Origin of the sequence: Bradyrhizobium erythrophlei (assembly GCF_900142985.1) — a bacterium.
In the GTDB taxonomy this organism is placed as follows: Bacteria; Pseudomonadota; Alphaproteobacteria; order Rhizobiales; family Xanthobacteraceae; genus Bradyrhizobium; species Bradyrhizobium erythrophlei_B.
Window position 1 is genome coordinate 5,886,296 of the sequence record NZ_LT670849.1, and the last position, 18,737, is coordinate 5,905,032.

The 18,737-nt window shown below is 58.1% G+C and carries 21 protein-coding genes; 13 read left to right on the forward strand and 8 right to left on the reverse strand.

Translation table 11 applies throughout. From position 1 onward, the window contains the following. Positions 1 to 250 precede the first annotated feature (250 nt). The 3 genes from BUA38_RS28135 to BUA38_RS37700 all read left to right on the forward strand — a co-directional run bounded on the left by BUA38_RS28135 (position 251) and on the right by BUA38_RS37700 (position 4,343). Positions 251 to 3,115 (forward strand): hypothetical protein, encoded by a 2,865-nt coding sequence (locus BUA38_RS28135; protein ID WP_156898774.1) that lies wholly within the window; start codon positions 251 to 253, stop codon positions 3,113 to 3,115. A gap of 305 nt (positions 3,116 to 3,420) precedes the next feature. Continuing rightward, entirely contained in the window at positions 3,421 to 3,879 is a 459-nt protein-coding gene (locus BUA38_RS37695; RefSeq protein WP_172806107.1) for a hypothetical protein, read from the forward strand. Further along, on the forward strand, positions 3,852 to 4,343 hold the full coding sequence (locus BUA38_RS37700) for a phage tail protein (protein WP_172806108.1): 492 nt from the start codon (positions 3,852 to 3,854) through the stop codon (positions 4,341 to 4,343). The genes BUA38_RS37695 and BUA38_RS37700 overlap by 28 nt, the downstream gene beginning before the upstream one ends. A gap of 481 nt (positions 4,344 to 4,824) precedes the next feature. Here BUA38_RS37700 and BUA38_RS28150 read toward each other — a convergent pair whose 3' ends face one another. After that, complete coding sequence (locus BUA38_RS28150) at positions 4,825 to 5,043, reverse strand: hypothetical protein (protein ID WP_244553074.1); 219 nt, start codon at positions 5,041 to 5,043, stop codon at positions 4,825 to 4,827. A gap of 716 nt (positions 5,044 to 5,759) precedes the next feature. Between BUA38_RS28150 and BUA38_RS28155 the strand changes: the two genes are divergently transcribed. Further along, positions 5,760 to 5,957: a hypothetical protein gene (locus BUA38_RS28155; protein ID WP_072823116.1), complete on the forward strand. Its 198-nt coding sequence runs from the start codon at positions 5,760 to 5,762 to the stop codon at positions 5,955 to 5,957. Positions 5,958 to 6,159: 202 nt separating this feature from the next. On the opposite strand, the gene BUA38_RS37190 is transcribed toward BUA38_RS28155, so the two are convergent. The 3 genes from BUA38_RS37190 to BUA38_RS28175 form a co-directional block, all read right to left on the reverse strand. Further along, positions 6,160 to 6,318 (reverse strand): zinc finger domain-containing protein, encoded by a 159-nt coding sequence (locus BUA38_RS37190; RefSeq protein ID WP_172806109.1) that lies wholly within the window; start codon positions 6,316 to 6,318, stop codon positions 6,160 to 6,162. A gap of 1,276 nt (positions 6,319 to 7,594) precedes the next feature. Beyond that, entirely contained in the window at positions 7,595 to 7,882 is a 288-nt protein-coding gene (locus BUA38_RS28170; protein ID WP_072826493.1) for a hypothetical protein, read from the reverse strand. Between the two features lie 236 nt (positions 7,883 to 8,118). Continuing rightward, positions 8,119 to 8,424, reverse strand: a complete 306-nt coding sequence (locus BUA38_RS28175; protein ID WP_072823120.1) for a hypothetical protein — start codon at positions 8,422 to 8,424, stop codon at positions 8,119 to 8,121. Positions 8,425 to 9,735: 1,311 nt separating this feature from the next. On the opposite strand from BUA38_RS28175, the gene BUA38_RS28190 reads away from it, so the two are divergent. Then, positions 9,736 to 9,921, forward strand: coding sequence for a hypothetical protein (locus tag BUA38_RS28190; protein ID WP_156898776.1), 186 nt, complete (start codon positions 9,736 to 9,738; stop codon positions 9,919 to 9,921). A gap of 1,076 nt (positions 9,922 to 10,997) precedes the next feature. Here BUA38_RS28190 and BUA38_RS28200 read toward each other — a convergent pair. Beyond that, positions 10,998 to 11,228 carry a DUF6894 family protein gene (locus tag BUA38_RS28200; protein WP_072823130.1) on the reverse strand — a complete coding sequence of 77 codons (231 nt, stop codon included), beginning with the start codon at positions 11,226 to 11,228 and terminating at the stop codon, positions 10,998 to 11,000. 544 nt (positions 11,229 to 11,772) lie between these two features. Next, positions 11,773 to 12,066, reverse strand: coding sequence for a GlsB/YeaQ/YmgE family stress response membrane protein (locus BUA38_RS28210; protein ID WP_072823132.1), 294 nt, complete (start codon positions 12,064 to 12,066; stop codon positions 11,773 to 11,775). A 641-nt stretch (positions 12,067 to 12,707) separates the two neighbouring features. Here BUA38_RS28210 and BUA38_RS28215 point away from each other — a divergent pair. Further along, the gene (locus BUA38_RS28215; protein ID WP_072823134.1) at positions 12,708 to 13,214 is read left to right on the forward strand and encodes a hypothetical protein; all 507 of its coding nucleotides are present in this window, start codon (positions 12,708 to 12,710) and stop codon (positions 13,212 to 13,214) included. A gap of 27 nt (positions 13,215 to 13,241) precedes the next feature. Here the strand turns inward: BUA38_RS28215 and BUA38_RS28220 are convergent, their stop codons facing one another. Further along, a complete protein-coding gene (locus BUA38_RS28220) occupies positions 13,242 to 13,493 on the reverse strand; it encodes a helix-turn-helix domain-containing protein (protein ID WP_072826494.1) in 252 nt (83 codons plus the stop codon). 99 nt (positions 13,494 to 13,592) lie between these two features. Here BUA38_RS28220 and BUA38_RS28225 point away from each other — a divergent pair, with 99 nt between their 5' ends. From BUA38_RS28225 to BUA38_RS28245, 6 genes are all read left to right on the forward strand, one after another. After that, a complete protein-coding gene (locus BUA38_RS28225) occupies positions 13,593 to 13,940 on the forward strand; it encodes a hypothetical protein (protein WP_244553075.1) in 348 nt (115 codons plus the stop codon). Then, positions 13,937 to 14,287, forward strand: a complete 351-nt coding sequence (locus BUA38_RS28230; protein WP_072823136.1) for a hypothetical protein — start codon at positions 13,937 to 13,939, stop codon at positions 14,285 to 14,287. Before BUA38_RS28225 ends, BUA38_RS28230 begins: the two co-directional genes overlap by 4 nt. Before the next feature lie 17 nt (positions 14,288 to 14,304). After that, positions 14,305 to 14,973, forward strand: coding sequence for a hypothetical protein (locus tag BUA38_RS28235; protein ID WP_156898777.1), 669 nt, complete (start codon positions 14,305 to 14,307; stop codon positions 14,971 to 14,973). Positions 14,974 to 15,251: 278 nt separating this feature from the next. Beyond that, the gene (locus tag BUA38_RS38545; RefSeq protein ID WP_276328145.1) at positions 15,252 to 15,374 is read left to right on the forward strand and encodes a hypothetical protein; all 123 of its coding nucleotides are present in this window, start codon (positions 15,252 to 15,254) and stop codon (positions 15,372 to 15,374) included. Positions 15,375 to 15,903: 529 nt separating this feature from the next. Continuing rightward, positions 15,904 to 16,251 (forward strand): hypothetical protein, encoded by a 348-nt coding sequence (locus BUA38_RS28240; protein ID WP_156898778.1) that lies wholly within the window; start codon positions 15,904 to 15,906, stop codon positions 16,249 to 16,251. A gap of 133 nt (positions 16,252 to 16,384) precedes the next feature. Continuing rightward, on the forward strand, positions 16,385 to 16,699 hold the full coding sequence (locus tag BUA38_RS28245) for a hypothetical protein (protein WP_244553076.1): 315 nt from the start codon (positions 16,385 to 16,387) through the stop codon (positions 16,697 to 16,699). A 1,155-nt stretch (positions 16,700 to 17,854) separates the two neighbouring features. Here the strand turns inward: BUA38_RS28245 and BUA38_RS28250 are convergent. Next, positions 17,855 to 18,040 (reverse strand): hypothetical protein, encoded by a 186-nt coding sequence (locus BUA38_RS28250; RefSeq protein WP_072823141.1) that lies wholly within the window; start codon positions 18,038 to 18,040, stop codon positions 17,855 to 17,857. A gap of 387 nt (positions 18,041 to 18,427) precedes the next feature. On the opposite strand from BUA38_RS28250, the gene BUA38_RS37705 reads away from it, so the two are divergent. Beyond that, the gene (locus BUA38_RS37705) at positions 18,428 to 18,643 is read left to right on the forward strand and encodes a hypothetical protein (RefSeq protein WP_072823143.1); all 216 of its coding nucleotides are present in this window, start codon (positions 18,428 to 18,430) and stop codon (positions 18,641 to 18,643) included. The last annotated feature ends 94 nt before the right edge of the window (positions 18,644 to 18,737 follow it).

Below are 18,737 nucleotides of genomic sequence, written 5' to 3' on the forward strand. Positions count from 1 at the left end.
GCTGCTTGACGGAATCCCGATAGTTGCACGCGGTACCACCGATAGCGCCGCACTCAGTAGTGCCGAGCACTGGCCCCTTGCGTGAGTCTCAGTCGCGCTACCGAAGTCGCCCCCGCCAGGCGGCATGCGATCGTTCTCTGGCTTGTCCCGAAGCCTGTTGCGGGCTAAATATCAAGCATCTGATCGGTCAGGGCGCGTCTTGACCTTAGAATGCCGGCACGCCGCTCGGTGAAAAAAGAGCGGTGTAGATATGACGGCATTAGCAACGGCTGAAGCGCAGATCGATCGTAACCCATCGCTGCCCCAGATTGCTTGCGGCAACTATCGCAAAGGCAAATACCGAATTCACGGCCTCGTGGTGTCGATTGAGAGCCCTCGCGGGTCTATTCGATCGGCCAAGAACGGAAGCTGGAAGGTCCGGATGCCCGCGCCGTACGGTTATGTCCGCGGCACGAGCGGTGCGGACGGCCAACAACTCGACTGCTTCCTGGGGCCACATTGTCGCTCTCCGTTGGTCTACGTTGTCGACCAGATGGATGCGAATACGGGCAAATGGGATGAACACAAATGCTTCTTCGGGTTCGCCTCACCTAGGCAAGTAAAGCGAATTTACGAGGCCGCGTTTTCGGATGGCCGCGCCAAAGATCGTTTGGGCGCTCTGCATGAAATGACCGTAGCGCAATTCAAAGACTGGTTAGCGCATGGCGACACCACGAAGCCCGTTATGCCGGCGCAGTACCGGGCGAGTGGTGGCCGCGTCCGAATGGCTGAGGGTGGGACGCCAAATCCGTTTGACCGGTTCGATTCAGTCCCGCCTTTTGATCCGTCGAAACCATATGACCGCGTACCGTCTTGGAATGAAACGACGGCAACGGGTGCGCCGCCCTTCGATCCGACCAAGCCGTTTGAGGCCGCGCATGATTCTGGTGACCAAGGCCTGATGCACGCCTTTGGTCACGGTGCCGCGTCTGGTGCGACATTTGGTTTCTCAGACGAGCTAGCGGGCTTGGATGCCGCTGCGCCGAAGGTTGCCGGCCATGACATTCCCGACCTTGTAGGACCCGTACCAACCCGGATGCTTGCCGGGGCAGGGCGGCTTGCCAAACAATGGCTGACTGGAGAGACACAAGCCTCGGAAGATTACACTCGAGCACGCGACGCTGAACGACAGGCGCAGAAGGAAGGCAAAGCGCATCATCCCTACGCCTATGGCGCTGGCGAGTTCGCTGGTTCGCTACCGGCGATGGCGGTTCTTCCAGAGGCCGGGCTTGTCCGCGGCGCTGGTGTTGGCTCCCGCTTAGCGCGTGGGGCCGTTACGGGTGCAGAATACGGCGGCTTGTCCGGAGCAGGTGAGGGCGAGGACCTCGGTCAGCGCGTCGAAAACGGCGCGTCTGGGGCCTTGGGCGGCGGTGCCGCGGGGTTCGTCGGATCCGGGGCTGGCGAACTTTTGAATCTGGCAGGACGGACTTACATCCAGCCAATGGTCAGCACTGTTCGCGGCTGGATGAATCCAGAAGCTGAAGCCGCTCGCCGAGTCGCAACTGCGCTTCAGCGTGATAGTGAGATGATCTCGGCCGGCACTGCAAAGGAGCTGACGCCGCGCGAATGGATTGCGGCGCGTAACGCTGGCGAACCCGTGACCTTGGCAGACCTCGGCGCGGGAAATACGCAGGCGCTGCTGCGGTCCGCGGCGAATACGAGTCCCGAGGGCCGGGCGATGCTCGAGCAGGTGATCGAAAACCGCTTCCTCGATCAGAGCGAACGAGTAGCTGACACGGTGCGGGACCTGATTCCTGGCGGGGCGAATGCCAGTCAGACGGCTGACGATTTGGTCAAGGCGTACGACGCCGGTCGCAAGCCTCTGTACAAAAAGGCATACGACGAAGGCGACAAGGAAATAAAGGGCCAGCAGATCGACCAACTGATGGGCAGCCCGACCTTTGTCGACGCCATGCGACGCGCCTCCACCAGCGGAAAAGACCGTGCCATCACCGAAGGGCTCGGCGCGATGCGGCAGGGCGCGACTGTCGAAAATGGCATTGTGAAATTTACCAAGGGACCCAACGGCGTCCCGACCTATCCAAACCTTCAATATTGGGATGCGGTCAAACGCGAACTGGATGATATGGCTGGCGCCGCTTTCCGAAGCGGTGAAAAGGGTCGCGGCTCCGTCATTTCGAATATGTCGAATACGCTGCGTGCTGAACTCGACAAGCAAGTCCCGTCCTACGCTAACGCCCGCGGTTTCGCATCGCAGTTCTTTGGAGAAAACAACGCGCTTGAGGCCGGGCGTAAGTTGGCTGGCAAGAAGGTAGAACCCGCCGTCATCCAGCAAGCCATGTCCAAGATGAAGCCTGACGAGCGCAAGCTGTTTCAGGAAGGCTATGCCTCCGACTGGGCTGATCGCGTCATCAGCAACATCAGCGAGACGCGGGACGTCACCAAGGCCATGTTCAACTCGCCGAATGAACGGGCTCGAGCGGAAGCTGTCTTCAGCCCGGCCGGCATGGCAAAGATTCAGGCGCGCATGACGCTGGAAACCATCATGGATGGTGCGCGGAAGGCGATGGGAAATTCCACTACGGCGCGACAGCTCATCGAGGCTGGCTTGGCTGGAGGCGCTCTGGGCGGCTACGAAGCTTATAGAGGCGGCTTCGATCCTCTCCGAATAGCGGGAGCGACTGGTGCAGGTATTGGCGTACGGCTTGGCGCGGGCAAATTGCTCGGCGCCGAAGTGGCTGCGGGCGCCCGTAAGCTGATCGGCAAAGTTGACGCCCGCACTGCCCGTAATGTTGCGGAGCTTCTAACATCTGATGATCCGCGGAAGCTAAAGCAGGGGCTTGGGATCGCGATGGGCAATCAAAGGATCATGAATGGCCTACGGCGCGTGGCCAACGCGCTGTCCGTGTCCGCCGTGGCGCCTGGCGGACGAGAAGCGGCGATTGCGATGGCGCCAGATTTACAACGGGTAGTCGGTGCGCAGGCCGCGCCATCATGGGACGAAACGAGGTCGAGTAATCCTTTCGACAGATTCGACACCGGCCGGTCCCGATCGCAACCATCTGCGCCCGCATTCAATGCTAGCCGATCCTTCGAAGCCGTTCGGGGCACGTGACGACTTCATCCTCACAGCGTCTATTCCGGCTGCTAACTTGCGATCGATTGAATTCCGACGTACATCACACAGATTATCCGCCGACCGCCGCTCGGCGTTGATTCCCGGGGAACGCTCCCATACTGCCGCTGCTAAGCTTGCGCGGATTACCGGCCCCATCCTCAGGCAAGCGTCTAGGCAGGCCAACCGATTAAGGGCGGCTGACGCTCGGCCAGCTCCACAACACCGCACCAAGCGAACGCGCGTTCGTACGGCGGCAACAGCCGCGAGCGAATGTGACAGTACCTCAAACGGTAAATGGCGGATTGTTCATACCGGGAAACGGGGATTTACCCGGACTCTGGGGCAGCAACGCCATCAACCCCGACATGGTGGCGATCGAGGGTGTCACCACCATCAGCGCGAGCAATGCGCCGATTGTCTTGACGTCACCCTCCGGGTTCACATCGACACCAAGCGCGGGCCCGACGCAAGCGCAAAACGCCGTCCTGAAGTTCACGGGAGCGCTGACGGGGAGCGTGCAGGTCACGCTGCCGATACCTGGTTATTACATCATCGACAACCAGACGACGGGCGCATTCGTCCTTGGCTTCCGCGCAATTGGCTCGGGGCAAATAATCGCCGTCGATCAGCAAGACGTCCAGCACGTCTACAACGACGGTACGAACGTGAGGTTTGTAAACCTAGGCCGCATCGGCGAGACGGCAATGTGGGCTGGGCTCGCGGCAATTCCTGCTTGGGTGTCCGCCTGTACAATCCCGTGATCTGCGATGGGTCAATTTATAATTTCTCGACGTACCCAGCCCTCGGAGCTCGGCTCGGCAGCAAATTCGGCGGTAACGGCATCAGCACCTTTGCGGTGCCCGACAGCCAAGGCAGGATACAGTTGCCTTATGACGGTACGGGCACCCGTATCACGATCGGTGGATGCGGGATCAATGGCCAGACCATTGGCGCTTCGCTCGATCAGCAGACCCACACACTGACCACACCAGAGATTCCTGCTCACAATCATGGTGTAACCGATCCCGGTCATGCTCATAGCTACTCCCAGTTCTCGGCAGGCTCCGGCACGGTTGGCGGTGGCGGCTCGTTCGGCGGAAATGTCGGAGCTAATACGGGAACAAATACTACCGGCATATCCATCCAGAATGCCGGAGGCGGCGGTGCTCATAACAACGTCCAGCCGTCTCAAGTCACCGGCATCATGGTCATCAGGGCTGCCTGAGCCTTGTTGCGTATCGCGTTTTCAACTCGACGCGGATCGCAAATCTAATGCTGCAGCTTACCAGTGTGATGAAGCTGTCCCACAGACTGCGGAGCGGCGTTGATCTTTTCGCTGCTAAACACACTGCTCAGAACCATTGCGAAAACGACGATCCAGATCACGGCACCAACAATTTTGAACATGACCGCGCCTCGCCCAACAGATGTCTTTGTAATGTGGTCGTCGGAGCCCGACCGAGGGTTCAACACACCTGGGATCATTTAGTTGCGGAAGCTACTCACGTTCTTGCCGGGATGCTGATTGACTAAGGGGTCCGCAAATAGCGTCCATAGCACTGCCCTAATCTGCCTCAAAAGAAAACGGCCCCGGTGGACTAGACCGAGGCCGTTGGCCTGCTGAATGGGGCATAGGGGACGCAGGCATTCTCAGCCTAATCATCCCTCAGCGATTAAATACTAAAATGTTGGACAGCCTCATTGTCCTACTTTCTTGGGTGATTTCTCATATGCAAGAACATGGCTTTCACGTCGGAAAGTCCAAGCGCTTGCTCGCGCGGTCCTTGGTGTTCTCTAAGGACGTGCAGCTGTCGCAGTGCAATCTCATCGCGCTTGTGCCGGTCTTCTTCAGCGAAGTACGCCTTCATGTCCTTGACGAAGGCGTTGGCTACACCGGGCGGTAGATCGCGGGGTTTGCGGATCATGCGCTCTCATCTTCAACAAAGCCGGGCGGCCGCTGCCAGAGCGGCGGTAATTGATAAGCCGGCACACGCAGTCAAAGAAAAGGCCCCGCAAATGCGGGGCCTAAGTTACTACCCTCTCTCCACGCCGAGATAATTCGCTGGGGTAACGGGTGTTCCTAAAATCGTTCAGAGGGCTCGGTTCAGATTTGAACAATCGCAATCGTGATCCGAGCTTAGCAACCTAAGGCGATTGCGCCCGTAAGCTTATGGACGGCGGACAGTGTGTCTCCTCCAGTGCCGCCGTTGGCGGCTCCGCCAATGCACGTCCAGGACTGTGCGGAGCCGTCTGCTAATTCCACCAGGAGCTCCGATCAAACTCGGTTTCAAAGCCGGCCGGCATCTTCGGCGGATCAACTCCATCGGTGGCGTTGCAGACCGGGCACGGCATTCCAGGCGCGCCGCACCCGCAGGCATAGTCACCTTCCCACGCCATATGGGGATGGGCCTCGCAGACCCAACGAGTTCCGAAACAGCGCTGGCAAGTGGTCATGCGGAATGTAACTCTCGAAAATCAAAAAGGGGCCACCTCGCGGCGATCCCAATGGCCGGGCCAACACCGTCAACAGTGCCGTCCTAATTCTCCTTGTGTGCACTAAGGAACTGAACGGCGGCCGACCGCATATTATGATCGTAAGTGCAAACCCTGCGGTTAGGACCCGTAAGCACGAGGTGGTGTGATGCAGCGTCGCCGTTTCAAGAACACTCTGACCTTTCCAGATCGATTGAAAAACTTTGCCGAGGACCTGAAAGCCAAGGCTGCCGAGCTTCGGCCAGGTCTAGAGAAAGACGCCCTACTCAAAAGGGCGCGGCAAGCTGAAACCGCCTCCCACATTGATGAGTGGGCCAAGTCCCCCGGATTACAGCCGCCGAAGTAAGCTCCGCTGAGCTGTTTTGATCAGACTCAATTAGGTCGATGCTGTAGGATGTCCTTAACCAAAGGACCGCTCCATGCCCGGACGCCTCAGCGCGCGGCGAGCAGACCAACTTCCGGCAGATTTTTTTCTTGTCGTGACGATTGCCGGCATAAACTTACTGATCGGCATTGGGCTAATTATCGTGCTTACATAAAAGGTCGCCTCAGTCGGCGGCAAGGCGCCCCTTGCCTTTGCATTCTTTGCAGACGGTGTAAGTCTTCACGCCCGGCCGCGTCGGATGTTTCGCCGACACATAGCCCGCGCCCATACATTCCGGGCATTTGTTCTCTGACGGCTTGATGATGGGTTTTTTCATCTTCACCCGACAATCTTCTGCAGGCCAAGCAGACCTACAAAGCCGAGCACCGCGACGATCACGAAGACGATGCTCAGAACCCAGTACTTCACAAGGTCATGTCCCTAGCGCTCAGCGCACTTTCGGGTGGCACTGTCAGGCGATATGCGACGTAGGTATTTCCACTCATCTTTTCTAGGCGAGCATCACAGACCGGGCAGCGATATTCGTCCGGCTCCCCTCGCATAGAGACCAGCTCGATCCGCCGAAATCCCGCACTACACCGCGGGCATTGAACGTCGCCCTTTCTCATAGGCGCAATATGCCCCTGGAACTTGGTGATTGCTAGGTGGCCCTCGTCCCCATTCGGGCCGGTGCAAAGTTTGGCCTGATGTCAGCGCCGCGCCTTCCGCACGCCTTGCAGACGAACCGCGGCTCCAGGTCGGATAGCCGGACCTCGTTGGCCCAGGACTTAGCACGCACTGATCGCAATGTGGTGGCTGCACCGGTAATCGCTGCAATAGATCAGCAGGCCGGTCACACCGGTTGCGCGCATTTCCCCAAGTGGATTTCCCCATTCTCCCGTCTCTGCCTCAATCAATAACCAGACCCAAAAAGCGATCTGACGAGAAGGCCCCAACCGAGGGCTAAGGTGAGCGACGCCGACGCCGTGAGAGTTTGCGGTCGAAGGCAATACTGCACGCGCGAAGGACGCCCAGGAACTTCGAAAAAAGCCCGCCATTCGCGGCGGGTGCCAAGTTTAGGGAGGTTGCCGTGATTACGGCAACACGACGTTAGGCCGATTCGCTTGCCGGAAGATGTGCCCCAATTCACACAACGGGCGACCTAGTCTTCGTGAAACTGCGACTAATGCCTCTCTATCAAATATCCGAGCATTGTTTCGCAGGCTTCCTCGGCCGCTTCGAATGTCTTGAAAGGTGACCCGATAACTTTGACTGCGCCCCTGTTATCATGAAGTGGACGTCAAGATGCTACAAAGCCCGGAGCACCATGACCAGGACCGCTGCGGCTCTCGTAACTGATCACAAACGAAAAACCGTCGCCGCTTGCGTTCCAGATTTGCATGTCACCGACGGGATTAATTACACGACTGAATTGCATGCAGCACCTCGCATGCGCCCCGTCCTGGAAGGACTTATTTAGCGAGTCGGAAAAGGCAAACGCCTTGACGTCACTTAGTGCGGGAGCGTCGCCGCGAACGCTGCATTCTCGGGACCGATGTTCGCAAGGCGATCTGCGTCTTAAGGAAACTAATCAAGGTTAACCAGGCAGCTCCGGGCAGCTACCTAATCTTGGCTAAGCACTCCTTCAGGCGTTCAAGCTCCGAACGAACTTGCGTTTCCATGGCGTCTTGCAACGCGAGCGCGCCCCTGTTGGACAATTCTGCGGAGGCCTTTTTATCCAGATTCTGTTTCCAATCCCGGATCGCCTGCTTAGTGGCGCTTTGGGCTTCCAGCGTAGCTTTAAAGTATGCCTTTGTGCAGGCATCGGCCATTGAGCAAGTCTTGCACTCTTGAGCGGCGGCAGCACTTAAAACTAGCAAGGTAAGTATCGCGGCAAGAACCCTCATTGTTTCCCCCCGGTACAAGCCACAGACCTGACCGCAAAGCCAAATCCTGAGTCACGGCGCAGTTGTGGCGCTTTCTCGAAAGGGGATAGATTCTTAACGCAAATGAGTACATCTCGGTTAGGGCTTCAAATGACTATCTTGCCGCGTTCCGCTCATCCGTCGCCTCGCGCCATCCACCTGAACGCCCCCGTCGGTCGAAAAGCCGGCGGGGGTTTTGCCTTCTCCGGCCCACTTCTTTAGGAGCGCTGGCAGGTCGTCACAACCACCATGGTGCGGCTGCAGTGCCAGTCCGCGCCAAGTCGAATCTCACAAACGCTATATGGCTGCGCGGCCGCAACGGCGGCGCTGGCTGTAAGGAGGGCAATCGTCACGAAAGCAATGGCCTTGATGCGCATGATCGAACCCCATTGTTTGATCAATGGGTTCAGCATGCGCCGTGTCGGTTTCGGCCGTTTGTCGTCCGGGTCTGAATTTGGCTTCACCCGAAGCCGCATTTGTTTCTTCGATCGGCCGGTGATGAAACAAATGGGCAAATTGCCCATCGGAACTGTCAAAGCCAGCGTCGAGCGACGGCTCGGTTTCTTGGCTTAGGTCCGCTCTATCTGGCGGGTCACTCATCGCGGATCGCCGCCGCGTGAGCCGCGATCCAGAATGCGGCGCCGACAGCGGCAAAAAACACGACTGCCATCCAGGCTTGCGGATCCGAAAGCTTATTTGAGGCGATTGCCACAGCGATCGTAACTGCGGCGATTCCGCACAAGACAGCTAATGCTATGCAGCAGAGATAGAGAGCTTCTCGGAGAAACGTTATCACTTTCCTTTAGCCTTCAGGCTCAGACTAGCCCAATCCGATCCGACTACAGACGGTGTACAACAGCGCACCTACAACGATTACGGCAGCAAAATATTTGAGGCTGTCGCCGCGTGCGTCCTCGTCAAGTTCACGATTGAGATTCAGATGCAGAGCGTTACGTACACTTGGCGAGTGAGCGCGACGCCGCTGTCGGCTCAAGGCCTTGCTCAACAGGTATCTGATCTCATTTTCTTTGAGCGGCCTCTTCACTTCCCTCCGCCCTTCAGACCGATCCTAATCGACGGCGAGCGCTCAGTAATACTGCTGCTGCAAAACCATCCAGATGACAAAGATCAGAGCGACGATGATGCAGAGTTGAATCCTTAAATCTCCGGCCCATTTCCAGCCCTTCACTTGGTCTTCGCCTTCGGCAAGTCGACGCGGTCCTCACGAAACTCAGACGGTCCCTTAGTCAGGCGACGGCGGCGCTGTGCCCTTTCTTCTAAGGGCGCGGCAGGGTCCATCATACTATCGATCGTTTTTGCGGCGAGCTCCTGGGCTCGCGCTTTCTGGCCGGGCTTGTTAGTAAGCCTATCCGCTGCGCCGGCCTTTAGCCCGAGCTCGACCAGGCGGCGATTGCGGCAAGATAGCTTATAGTAAAAAGCCGTGGGCTCACGTCGGTGCGCGCAAACCCGGCGTTGAAAGCCACTCATTGATGTGCGCAGCGGTGTCAAGTTGACGTAGCTTATCTAGAAGCTTGTTTCGCGCCCCGCCGGGTCCAACTAGACCCAACTGTGTTTCGAGTCGCTTCTTTTCCTCTAAGAGGCGTTCGAACAGTGTTGGGGATTTGTCGAGAAGTCGAGCCATATCTGCTCCTTCCAAGATTGGGCGGGAGCGTTACCGAACTCTCAGTCACCGATATGAGCCAGAAGGCAGCGCGGCGATGAATCAACAGGGCGCTTCTTGCGTTCGGAAGTCTATCTAATTCGCATTTCGCTCTGCAAAAAATTAGGTCCCTGGTCGTCTAGCAATGAGGCACCGTGATGCACATGTGCAGACAATGGCCAACAGTCCGAGCCTGCGCTTGTTAGACGTTGATGTGACGGCCTTGGCGCCGACGATCTGGAAATGGGCGATTTCCGATAAAAGCTTTGAAGTTTCGCATGGCTACGCGACTTCGCGGGAAACAGCTCAGTTGGAAGGCAACAAGGCTCTATTCGCGCTGCTGTCCATCGCCCCTGACTAGCTATGGGCGGGGCTTCGGTCCCGCGCTTCGCTCTACGAGCGACAGGCCTCGATCGCATGCATCAGGAAAATGAAGGCACTCGCCACTCCGGCAGCCGTCGCAATCAACCCAGTCATCGAACTCTCCCAGCTACGCTTCCCAACGCAGCCACAAGGGAGCCCTCCCTTTTAAGGATGTTACGCGGAAGAATGTTTTCGGCACGCCCGCAAGACGGCGGAACTTGGCCGCCCCCTGTGACAAATTGGCAGTGGGGCTTCAGCACCCGCGCTCACATACCGCCGCTACGGACCTCAAGCCCGCCGCTTCGGCCCGGGTTTCTCTTTTGCTGTTGCCGGGCGCAGCGAGTTGCTGCCGCCTTCACGGCGTTGCTGCTTTCGGAGGGCGCGCGCGGCCGAAAATCTGGCAGCCCACCGCTGTTCGCACCTTCTTTCGAGGTCGAGAGGTATACTGCTCATAACCAAAGCTCCGAGTTTGCGGCGGCCCCCCCGGGGTCACAGGTCTCAACGCGGGTGGGCCTTTAAAGCTCCAGTTTGAAGACATTAAACTCTTTACGAGGGGACAGCGCTGGCGTCTCAGCGGCGCCCGTCGATCTCAGCGTCGTTCCAAACGACCGCCATGACTGACCTACCGTCTTCGGCCGCGGGAGGATGGCTTGGTCGGCCGTGCGCATACGTCAGCATCTCACATGCCTCCTTTGGAACCGGTTTTGACTTTTCGACGTTGCATAGCCCGGACAAGTTCGGAGACGTAGCTATGTTGTACCGCAATCGCACTAGACCGCCTGGATCGCTCCGCGACCGGCTGCTCGCCATGGCTAAGCTAGCACGGCAGAGGGCGGAGGCTTGCCCCGAGGGCCCAGTTCGGGACAGCCTGTTACGCAAGGCCGATCAGACCGAGCGCACCGCGGCCATTGAGCAGTGGATCGGATCGCCCGGTGCGTCACCGCCCGAGTAGTCGCGCCAGTTTGGCCCAAGGCAAATCGCCAATGATCGACAGCATACATACTGCCATAAGCAACCACCACGATGAGCAGCGCGAGGGCGGCTCCCAAAAGCATGCACTCTTTGATCGACCAATCAGCCATCGAGCAGGTCTTCGAGAAAAACGGTCGCCACCTCTCTGCCGTCGTTGTCGGTAACCTGGATGCAATCTGGCGCCGTGTCGCCGGTCTTGACCGCTTCGATCAACGCCTCCCTCGCCGATTGCTCGGCAACGTCGCGAGCTGCGTCAAGGTTCGGAAGCTCTTCTCCCGCTGGGTCCGGCAAAAACATGTCCCCGGTGAGAGAGTTGAAATGGAACAATGGCATGGCGGTCTCCGTCTGCTATCAGAGGAGATGCCGGAAAGCCGCGATACGTTCCTGCGGCGGCGTCTGGATCGTATCCCACTGTTCAAAAGTGCACCGACCGAGACTGTGAATTCCGCTTTGCTCCGTGCGATTAAATCTTAAATCGATACTAGCGATCAGCCCGGCACCTCTGGCCGGGCTTTTCGCTGAGCAAGGGCGAACACGGCCCGCGCACCTGCATCTCCCTTGACGCCGGACGCGGGGTCGATGATTGATAATCGCACATGCAGGACCTGCAGAAGCACCTTGAGAGCCTCCGGCTGAATGCGGTCGAGTGCAAGGCAAGCGCATTAGCGATGCCGCGACTGACAAAGAAAAGCGGGATCTGTTCGCAAGGTTAGCCGAGCACCATCGGGTTCTCGCAAGCGAACTCGAACGAGCGATCGCCGAACGGAAAGCCGATCCCGACACCTAGATCTGTTGAGTCGACGGTCGGGCATGATCTCCTACTGGCGACTTGGGAAACGCCGAAAGAATTACTCTGTCCATCGCTTCAGCCGGTGGCTTAAATCCTCCGCCGTCCCCAACCTCGTCCGCGGTAACCTCCGCCAATCAATCGAAGTAGCAATAAGAGCACAACGGCTCCGATAAAGGCGTTGATGATCAGAGCGACGATCCCGACTCCCAAGTGAATGCCAAGGCGCGGTAGCAGCCAATCACCGATGAAGGCGCCGATCAGACCGACGAGTAAGTCGCCTACCAGCCCAAAACCGCCTCCCTCCATGACCCTGCCAGCGAGCCACCCGGCAACAATTCCGACGACGATGATGACGAGCAGGCTTTGATTTGAGAGGTGCATGGCCCAGTCCTCGTTGAAGTGTCCCGGGTAATGCCCGATCGACCACGTAGGTTCCACTGGCGGCCCGCCTTTTGGGGGCGGGGCCAGGTTCAGTTACGAACCGGTAAGCTCGGTGCTCCGAACTTCTGATTGTTGCCCCCGGGGCCAGACTAGCGGCGGTCGATTCGATACAAGCAGTGCGCTTGACCTAACTCCATCACCTTATCTTTTCAGCCAGCCAATTTTCGGCCGAGGCCATGCCGCGACTCAGGAGCCCGCTTCCCACGCGCAATTCTGTGCAACGGAGCAGGCTCATGGCAGTAGTGCGAGGTCTTTCTGACGAACGAGCAGCGCGGTTGATGATCGAGCTTCGGGAGGGGCGGACTCCCCATTCGGTCAACGTAAAAGCATGGCAGCTAGAGGCATATTTCGTAGATCACCCAGACTATGCTCGAGAAGTTCGTCCGTTGATCGACGCGAATGCTGGGGCAGCGCTGCTTCGTAAGGGCGCGCGTCTTCGTAATCTCACACATTGTGTGCATGGACATCCACTTTCGGGAGATAACATTAGCCTCGAACCGAACGGCCGGCGGAAATGTCTAACTTGCGCGAGGCGTCGTCATCTGGCCCCTCGGCCCCCAACAAAAGAGCAGATCCAACGAGTGACGGCTGCGCTGAACGCCGGTCAAACCCTCAGTTTGATTTGCCACGGCAGGCTTCACGATCAGATCGTAAAGCCGCGGATTCTCACCTATCGCAAACTAAACTTCTACCGGAGGCAAAATCCCACCTTCGACCAATTTGTCATTTGCTCTACCGCAAACAATATAAGTAAAGGGCTACGCCTTCGGCTTCACCCCGACCATGCGCGGATCGAAATTGTTCGTAGTCAGAACGACGACTTCCACAAGATTCTCTCAATGCTTCCGCGGCAACTCGCCAACCGCGACGAAATTGCCGGATCGATTTTCCTTGCCCTGACTGACGGTACCCTTCAGCGAGATCAGGTGCAGCTCCGGCTCCCGGAGTTTATTCGCGCGCAGAACGCGATGTTCCCGATCAATTATGCGAAATTCGGTGACAGCAGGCTCGTGTCGCTCGACGAAGTCGTATTCGAGGATGGATCGGCCACCAGGGGCGATACCGTTAGCCGCGGGCTTTGGGATTAGACGCGCCGAAAATCCCTAACTACCACCTCACTTTGCTTTCCGCGCCCGCTTTGCCAATCTGACACCGGCGCCGCCGCCATTCTCAGGAATGAACTCGACGCCGGCCTTCTCCAGGGCATCCTTGATTTTCGTCAAGGTGTCGAGTCGTACCTTCAGTTCGCCGTCCATCGCTTCCAAACGCTTAATCGTCTCAAGCGATACGCCAGCTCCGTCCGCCAGTTCTGCTTGGCTTAGTCGGAGTACAGCGCGAGCCCCACGGATTTGGTCCGACGAAATCATTTGCACCTCAGGTGTAAATAAATGCGCCTGAGGTGTTGACACCATAGGCGCTCTAAATTACACTTTTAGTGTAATCGAATTTTGCTGAGGCAGCAAGCCATGAAGAACACCATTTCGGTGAGCGGCGGAGCCATGCCCAAAATCGACCGCGCGGCCGTGATGCGGCGTGCCTGGGCGATCTTCCGCCAGACCTACAAACATCCGCTGATCAAATTCCAGGACATTGGCCGCGGTTGCTTTGCATGGGCTCTCAGGCGCGCATGGGAAGAGGCGAGGGAAGCCTGGCGCATCGCCGCCATTCCCGCCCAAGTGCGCGCCGAGCGCATCCAAGCCCTTCAAACCTCGATTGAGCGGGCGTCCTACATCGACGGCGCGACATGGCGCGCGACGATCGCCGCCTACCGCGTAGAGCTACGGACATTGCAAGCCGTAGGGGGCGGGCAATGACAAATGCTCAAGCCCTCGCTCACCAACAACTCAGGCGTACCGAATCTATCAACACCCTTCTCCGTCATCGCAAGGAGGCTCGGGATGAGATTTTCCGCCTGATCGAGTTTCTCGACGCGAGTGACGAGTACGTCATGACCGAACTCGAGGACGACGCCGAGCTGGAGGAGGGCGGCGACAGTGAGCCCTCGCTCGGCAGCTTCGATCGGATGGTGAATCAGGAGAAGTCTTACGCCCAGTCCTTTGCCGAATTCATACCGGCATTCGATGCCGAGCAGGACGACGCCGAAAGCGGCATCGGCGATGAGGACGGGCTTCGCGAGCAACAAGGCAGGCAAGTCATCTAACCACGGGAGAATACCCAATGAACTTCAGCAATAGCGCCGCGGGCGCCGATCAATTGTCTTCACAGACCGATGTTCCGACCAGTCCAGCAGGTGCATCTCAGATGCCGCGCTACGGGGCAGAACCCGAGCGGGTGCCGGCGATTAGTAAGGCCCAGGCCGGGGGCCACTGCGTAACTAGGAGAACTGCGATGAATATTGCCATTAGCTCTGCCGCACTTGCCGGCGCTCAGCCTGCTGCCTTGGCCGATGAGATGGACGACGCAAAATTGCTGGCCATGAAGGAGCGCATTTCGACGCTTTACGAAAAAGCGCACGAGCACGACGAAGAAATCGGGCGGCTACACGAAATTACCTACAATGCCCTTCGTGAGCAAAATCTCCCTTGGGAGCAAGTGAAGATAATGCCAGAAAGTTTGGAACGCGACCGCTTGGTAAGGCTCAGCAACCCATTCCATGACGAGATCGAAGCTCTCGTAAAGCAGATGTGGACGATTCCAGCTTCAAGCTCTGCTGCGAAAGCTGCAAAGGTCTGGGTCCTTTTGCATTGTGTGATGGGGTTCGACTGGCTCGAAACCGAGAGCGCAATCGAATGGGATATTGGGTTGGCACGGGAACTTTTCTTCGAGCTAGCCGGCCTTGAGAAGGCACCAGAACTCCGCTCTGAGTTCGCCGATCTCGAAGCCTGAAAGCGGCGAGAGCTGCCGGAAGCGGCGCTGCTCATTTCATCGAATGAAGGGTTGCCGATCAGTGATGTGAATTTGGCAATCCTTTTCTTGGTCCCCGCCTAAATTTCTTTTGTGCAATTCCTTCAGATATTCCGACCAGATGCCACCCGCTTGGAATACCGGCGGGTGGCATCGCCGTCGTAGACTTCCGTAGGTCTCTACCCCGGGGCTTGCCGAGGATGGCTCATAGCCTCAGTCTAGCGGCTTCCCTCCGCGGCCGATCGGCGGGATCATGGGCTATGCCAGCCCTCACCCGCCGCCGCTCCGACGACTCCCGCCGCGAGGTTTGGCACGTCTCTTATAGCGACGTGCATGTCGGCACCGTCGGCGAGCGCTCTGGCGTTCCGGTCGGTGATCAATAGCAAGCCGATCGCGCGCGGAAATACGCGGCGATACCACAGAAGCAGTCCGATGGAATATCGAGGTTCAAGGATCGGTCTTTGAGGTAGCAGCGTTCGCAGACGCTGAGACCGGAGACCGACAATGAGCAAATTTGCGAAATTCAAGTATTTTAGGTTGGCGTTGCCATGTTGATGCTCACAGCAAGCGACCTTGAATTTCTTGCCAGCCTCAGAACGTGCTGGCGACGGTACTATTTCAATGAAATCGCGCGTTTACTAAGTGAGGACGATGCACGCGCGGCGGAGCAATCGCTGGACGCGGGGGGAAGGGGTGCCGACAACTGAGGCGGCCTAGCAGGATTAAATATTCGAGGCCTAAAGATTATACGACACCGATATCTGACGTCACCGCGACGGCGCCGTTCGTCGCATGGGCGAGCTGCTGAAGCAGTTTCGATGGTCGAGGCGACCACCGAAAGCCGCTAGATAATCTGCGAGATGTCAGCAACATGGGAAACAGCGCGTGGTCTCGCCTTGCTAGAGAAGTCTGATGGAAGCAAATTTCGCAGGGCGACAAACATCAATGGCAGTTCAACGGAACTTCGTGATCTTCGCGGCTTTGGCGCTTGCCGGATGCGGCGCGATGCCAAACCTTTCCTTGCCCGACGTGAAGGCAAGAAACGATTTCAAAGGCAAGCCGCTCAGCGTAGTCACTGCCCAACTCGGCAATCCCGATGGTCAGCAAACCGTCAACAGGCAAAAGATCTACACCTGGCGCATCGGCAACTCAGTGCGGGAGTGCGTGATCAGGGTTGCGACGGCTGACGACATTGTCGAGTCCTACGAAACGTTGGGCGATTCACCGATCTGCGGGCCGTACGAAGCCCGAGCCAACTAATCATAGGCGACTGCCGCTTAATCGTCACTTTAACGGTTGTGCCGAGTGCGAGCGATGTGTTGTTCTGTGACTGATGGACGCCGCCGCTGATTGCCGGAAGCGAGCCCAAGAAGCCGTAGGCATAGCTGAGAAGATGACGGGTCCGCTGGACAAAGCGGTATGGTTGAAGGTTGCCTCAGAATGGCTCAAACTCGCGGAGACAGCAGAGGCGCAACGAAAAAGTAAAGCTCTCGCGGTGATGCGCAATCGGCTTGATCTCCCGCCCGCGATTGCCCCCGCCTTCATCAAGGACATGCAAGCCTTTTTCGCTGAGGATGACGGCCTCAAGCGCGATGTGATCGCCGTGCGCCAGCTTAACATTCTCAAAGAACTACAGGGACCGCACGAGAGGAAGCTTCGCCTTTCGGACGTGAATGCGATGTTTCGTCAGATGCGAGACCAGGCCTGAGCCAGATCAACAATGAGGGATAGAAATGCCTACCAGCAATGAAGCAGCAGTGATTTTATCGTCTCTCTTCTTGAGCGAAGGACTGCCCCTTGGGCAAGCAACTTACCGAATTGTCATAGTTCCTAACGGTTTCTAAAGCGCGCGGCCGAGTTCACCAACTGACAATGTAGCTCGCGCCGCAATAATGGGCGGGGTCGTAGCTGTAGTCGTACGGCCAGCAGTACGGAGAGACTCCAGCGGTCACGGGCGGCTTGTGACCGCGATGATGGACGGTGCCCTGGCGATGGTGGTGAGTTGTCCCTACCGGGGCGCGAGCAAAGACTTCAGTCGCGGTACACGCGACGCCAAGGATAACTGAGGCGGCAATCAAGACGACGGTTCGAAACGGCATTGTGTTCTTCCTCCCTCGGGGGCCCCACCACCACAGCGCAAGGCAGGCAGGTGGCAGCGGGGCCGGCGGCGGGCCCTGTCACCGTGATGGGGTGCGGTGCGGGGCCTTCTGGGTAGCGCGATCCCGCGGTAGGACGGCGCAAGGCGAACCTTCGCAGATTCCTCGCCGATTGGTGGTCACGTCTGATCAGATGATGATGGACAGATCGTGTTGGCGCCTTCGCGGGCGTCGGTCACCGGCTGACACCTCAGTCAGTCGGCGATCCGTCCCTTGCCGAGGCACTCCTTGCAGTGAGGTGGATATATCCGCACGCCTGGTCGCGTCGGTTGTTTGACCGGCATCATGCCATTCCCGTTACAGGCCGGACACGATGTGGCCGTACCACCAACGAGGACAAGCGCCGGGCGGTGCTGAAACCGGCAATATCGAAAGGAAGGCCCCGCCAGGGGCGATTATGGCGGGGCCGGGCAATCGCGCCGTCGGATCAGTGGGGGGCGGCGCAACCAAAACCTTGCACATTGCTGGCCGTGATTGGGATCACGATAGATCAGAAAAAGGTGCTCGTGGACCGGGAATGCGCGGCCTACCGATAGAGTCGCCCACCATCCAAGCCAAGCAGGCCGTTTGCGTCGGTACGCACGTCGGCCACCTACACGTCGCGTAACGACGGTGGCCCTCGAGCATGCTGTAGCCTCCTGCACCGCGCTGTAGGACGTGCCGACCGGCAACAGGCCGCGCGGGCGAGATACTTAGCGCCGCCGAGATCAGTTAAAGGTATTTCGGCGGGCGGAGTCGCCCCGGTAGTGGAAGCCGTAGGCTCCGTAAGTCGAGCCGAACCGAAACTTGAGCGCGTGAAAGTAACCGTAGTGGTGGTGGCCGTGCATTGCCATCGCCGGCGTCGCCAGAAGAAGCGAAAGAGCGGCCGCTCCAATCAATCCGAATTTCGTCATGCGTTCCTCCCTTTGGTTCGGGTAACGCAAATGACCAAATACGGCAGCGCTCGTGGGTTCCGACCTTGGTTCCTAAAAGAGAATTGATCCTTTAGGTTGCCTCGGCTCAGCCCCCACTTCCACTATAGCCGATGCCGCAAACGAAAGACCCCGCGCGCGGCGAACATGCGGGGTCATGCGTGGTTGGTCGCGTCTATCCGAAGGGGTCGGATACTGTCAGCATGCGATGATTCCCGGCTTTGTATTCGCGACGCCGACAATACCTCGTGCTGCCATTCCATCACAAGCGGTCCTGGAAAATGCCACTTGCTTGCCACGAACTCGCCGGGCGACTCAGTGACGCACGATTCGTGCTGGTCCTGGGTAGGTTTTCAGCGTGAGTGGTCCATGTATTATTCAGCTTCGAAGTTCTACCTCGTGGCGAGCATCACCACATTGGCCTTCGCCACGGTCTTCATGATGGTTGCTCTCGCCTCGTGGAGTATTGAGAAAACCGACGGTCCCGAAATCAGATTCGAGTTGAGGCAGTCGCGCAGCGTTAGTTTGGCGTTCGACAGGGCCCGGCGCGCCACCCTGACGGGCGCGCTGGGTCCGCTAGACTGATGGGCTAACCCGTCGGGGACGGGCGGAACGAAAGGCCCCGCCTTTCAGCGGGGCTAGTCACAGTTCCTTATGCACGGCGATGATGCGCTGACTC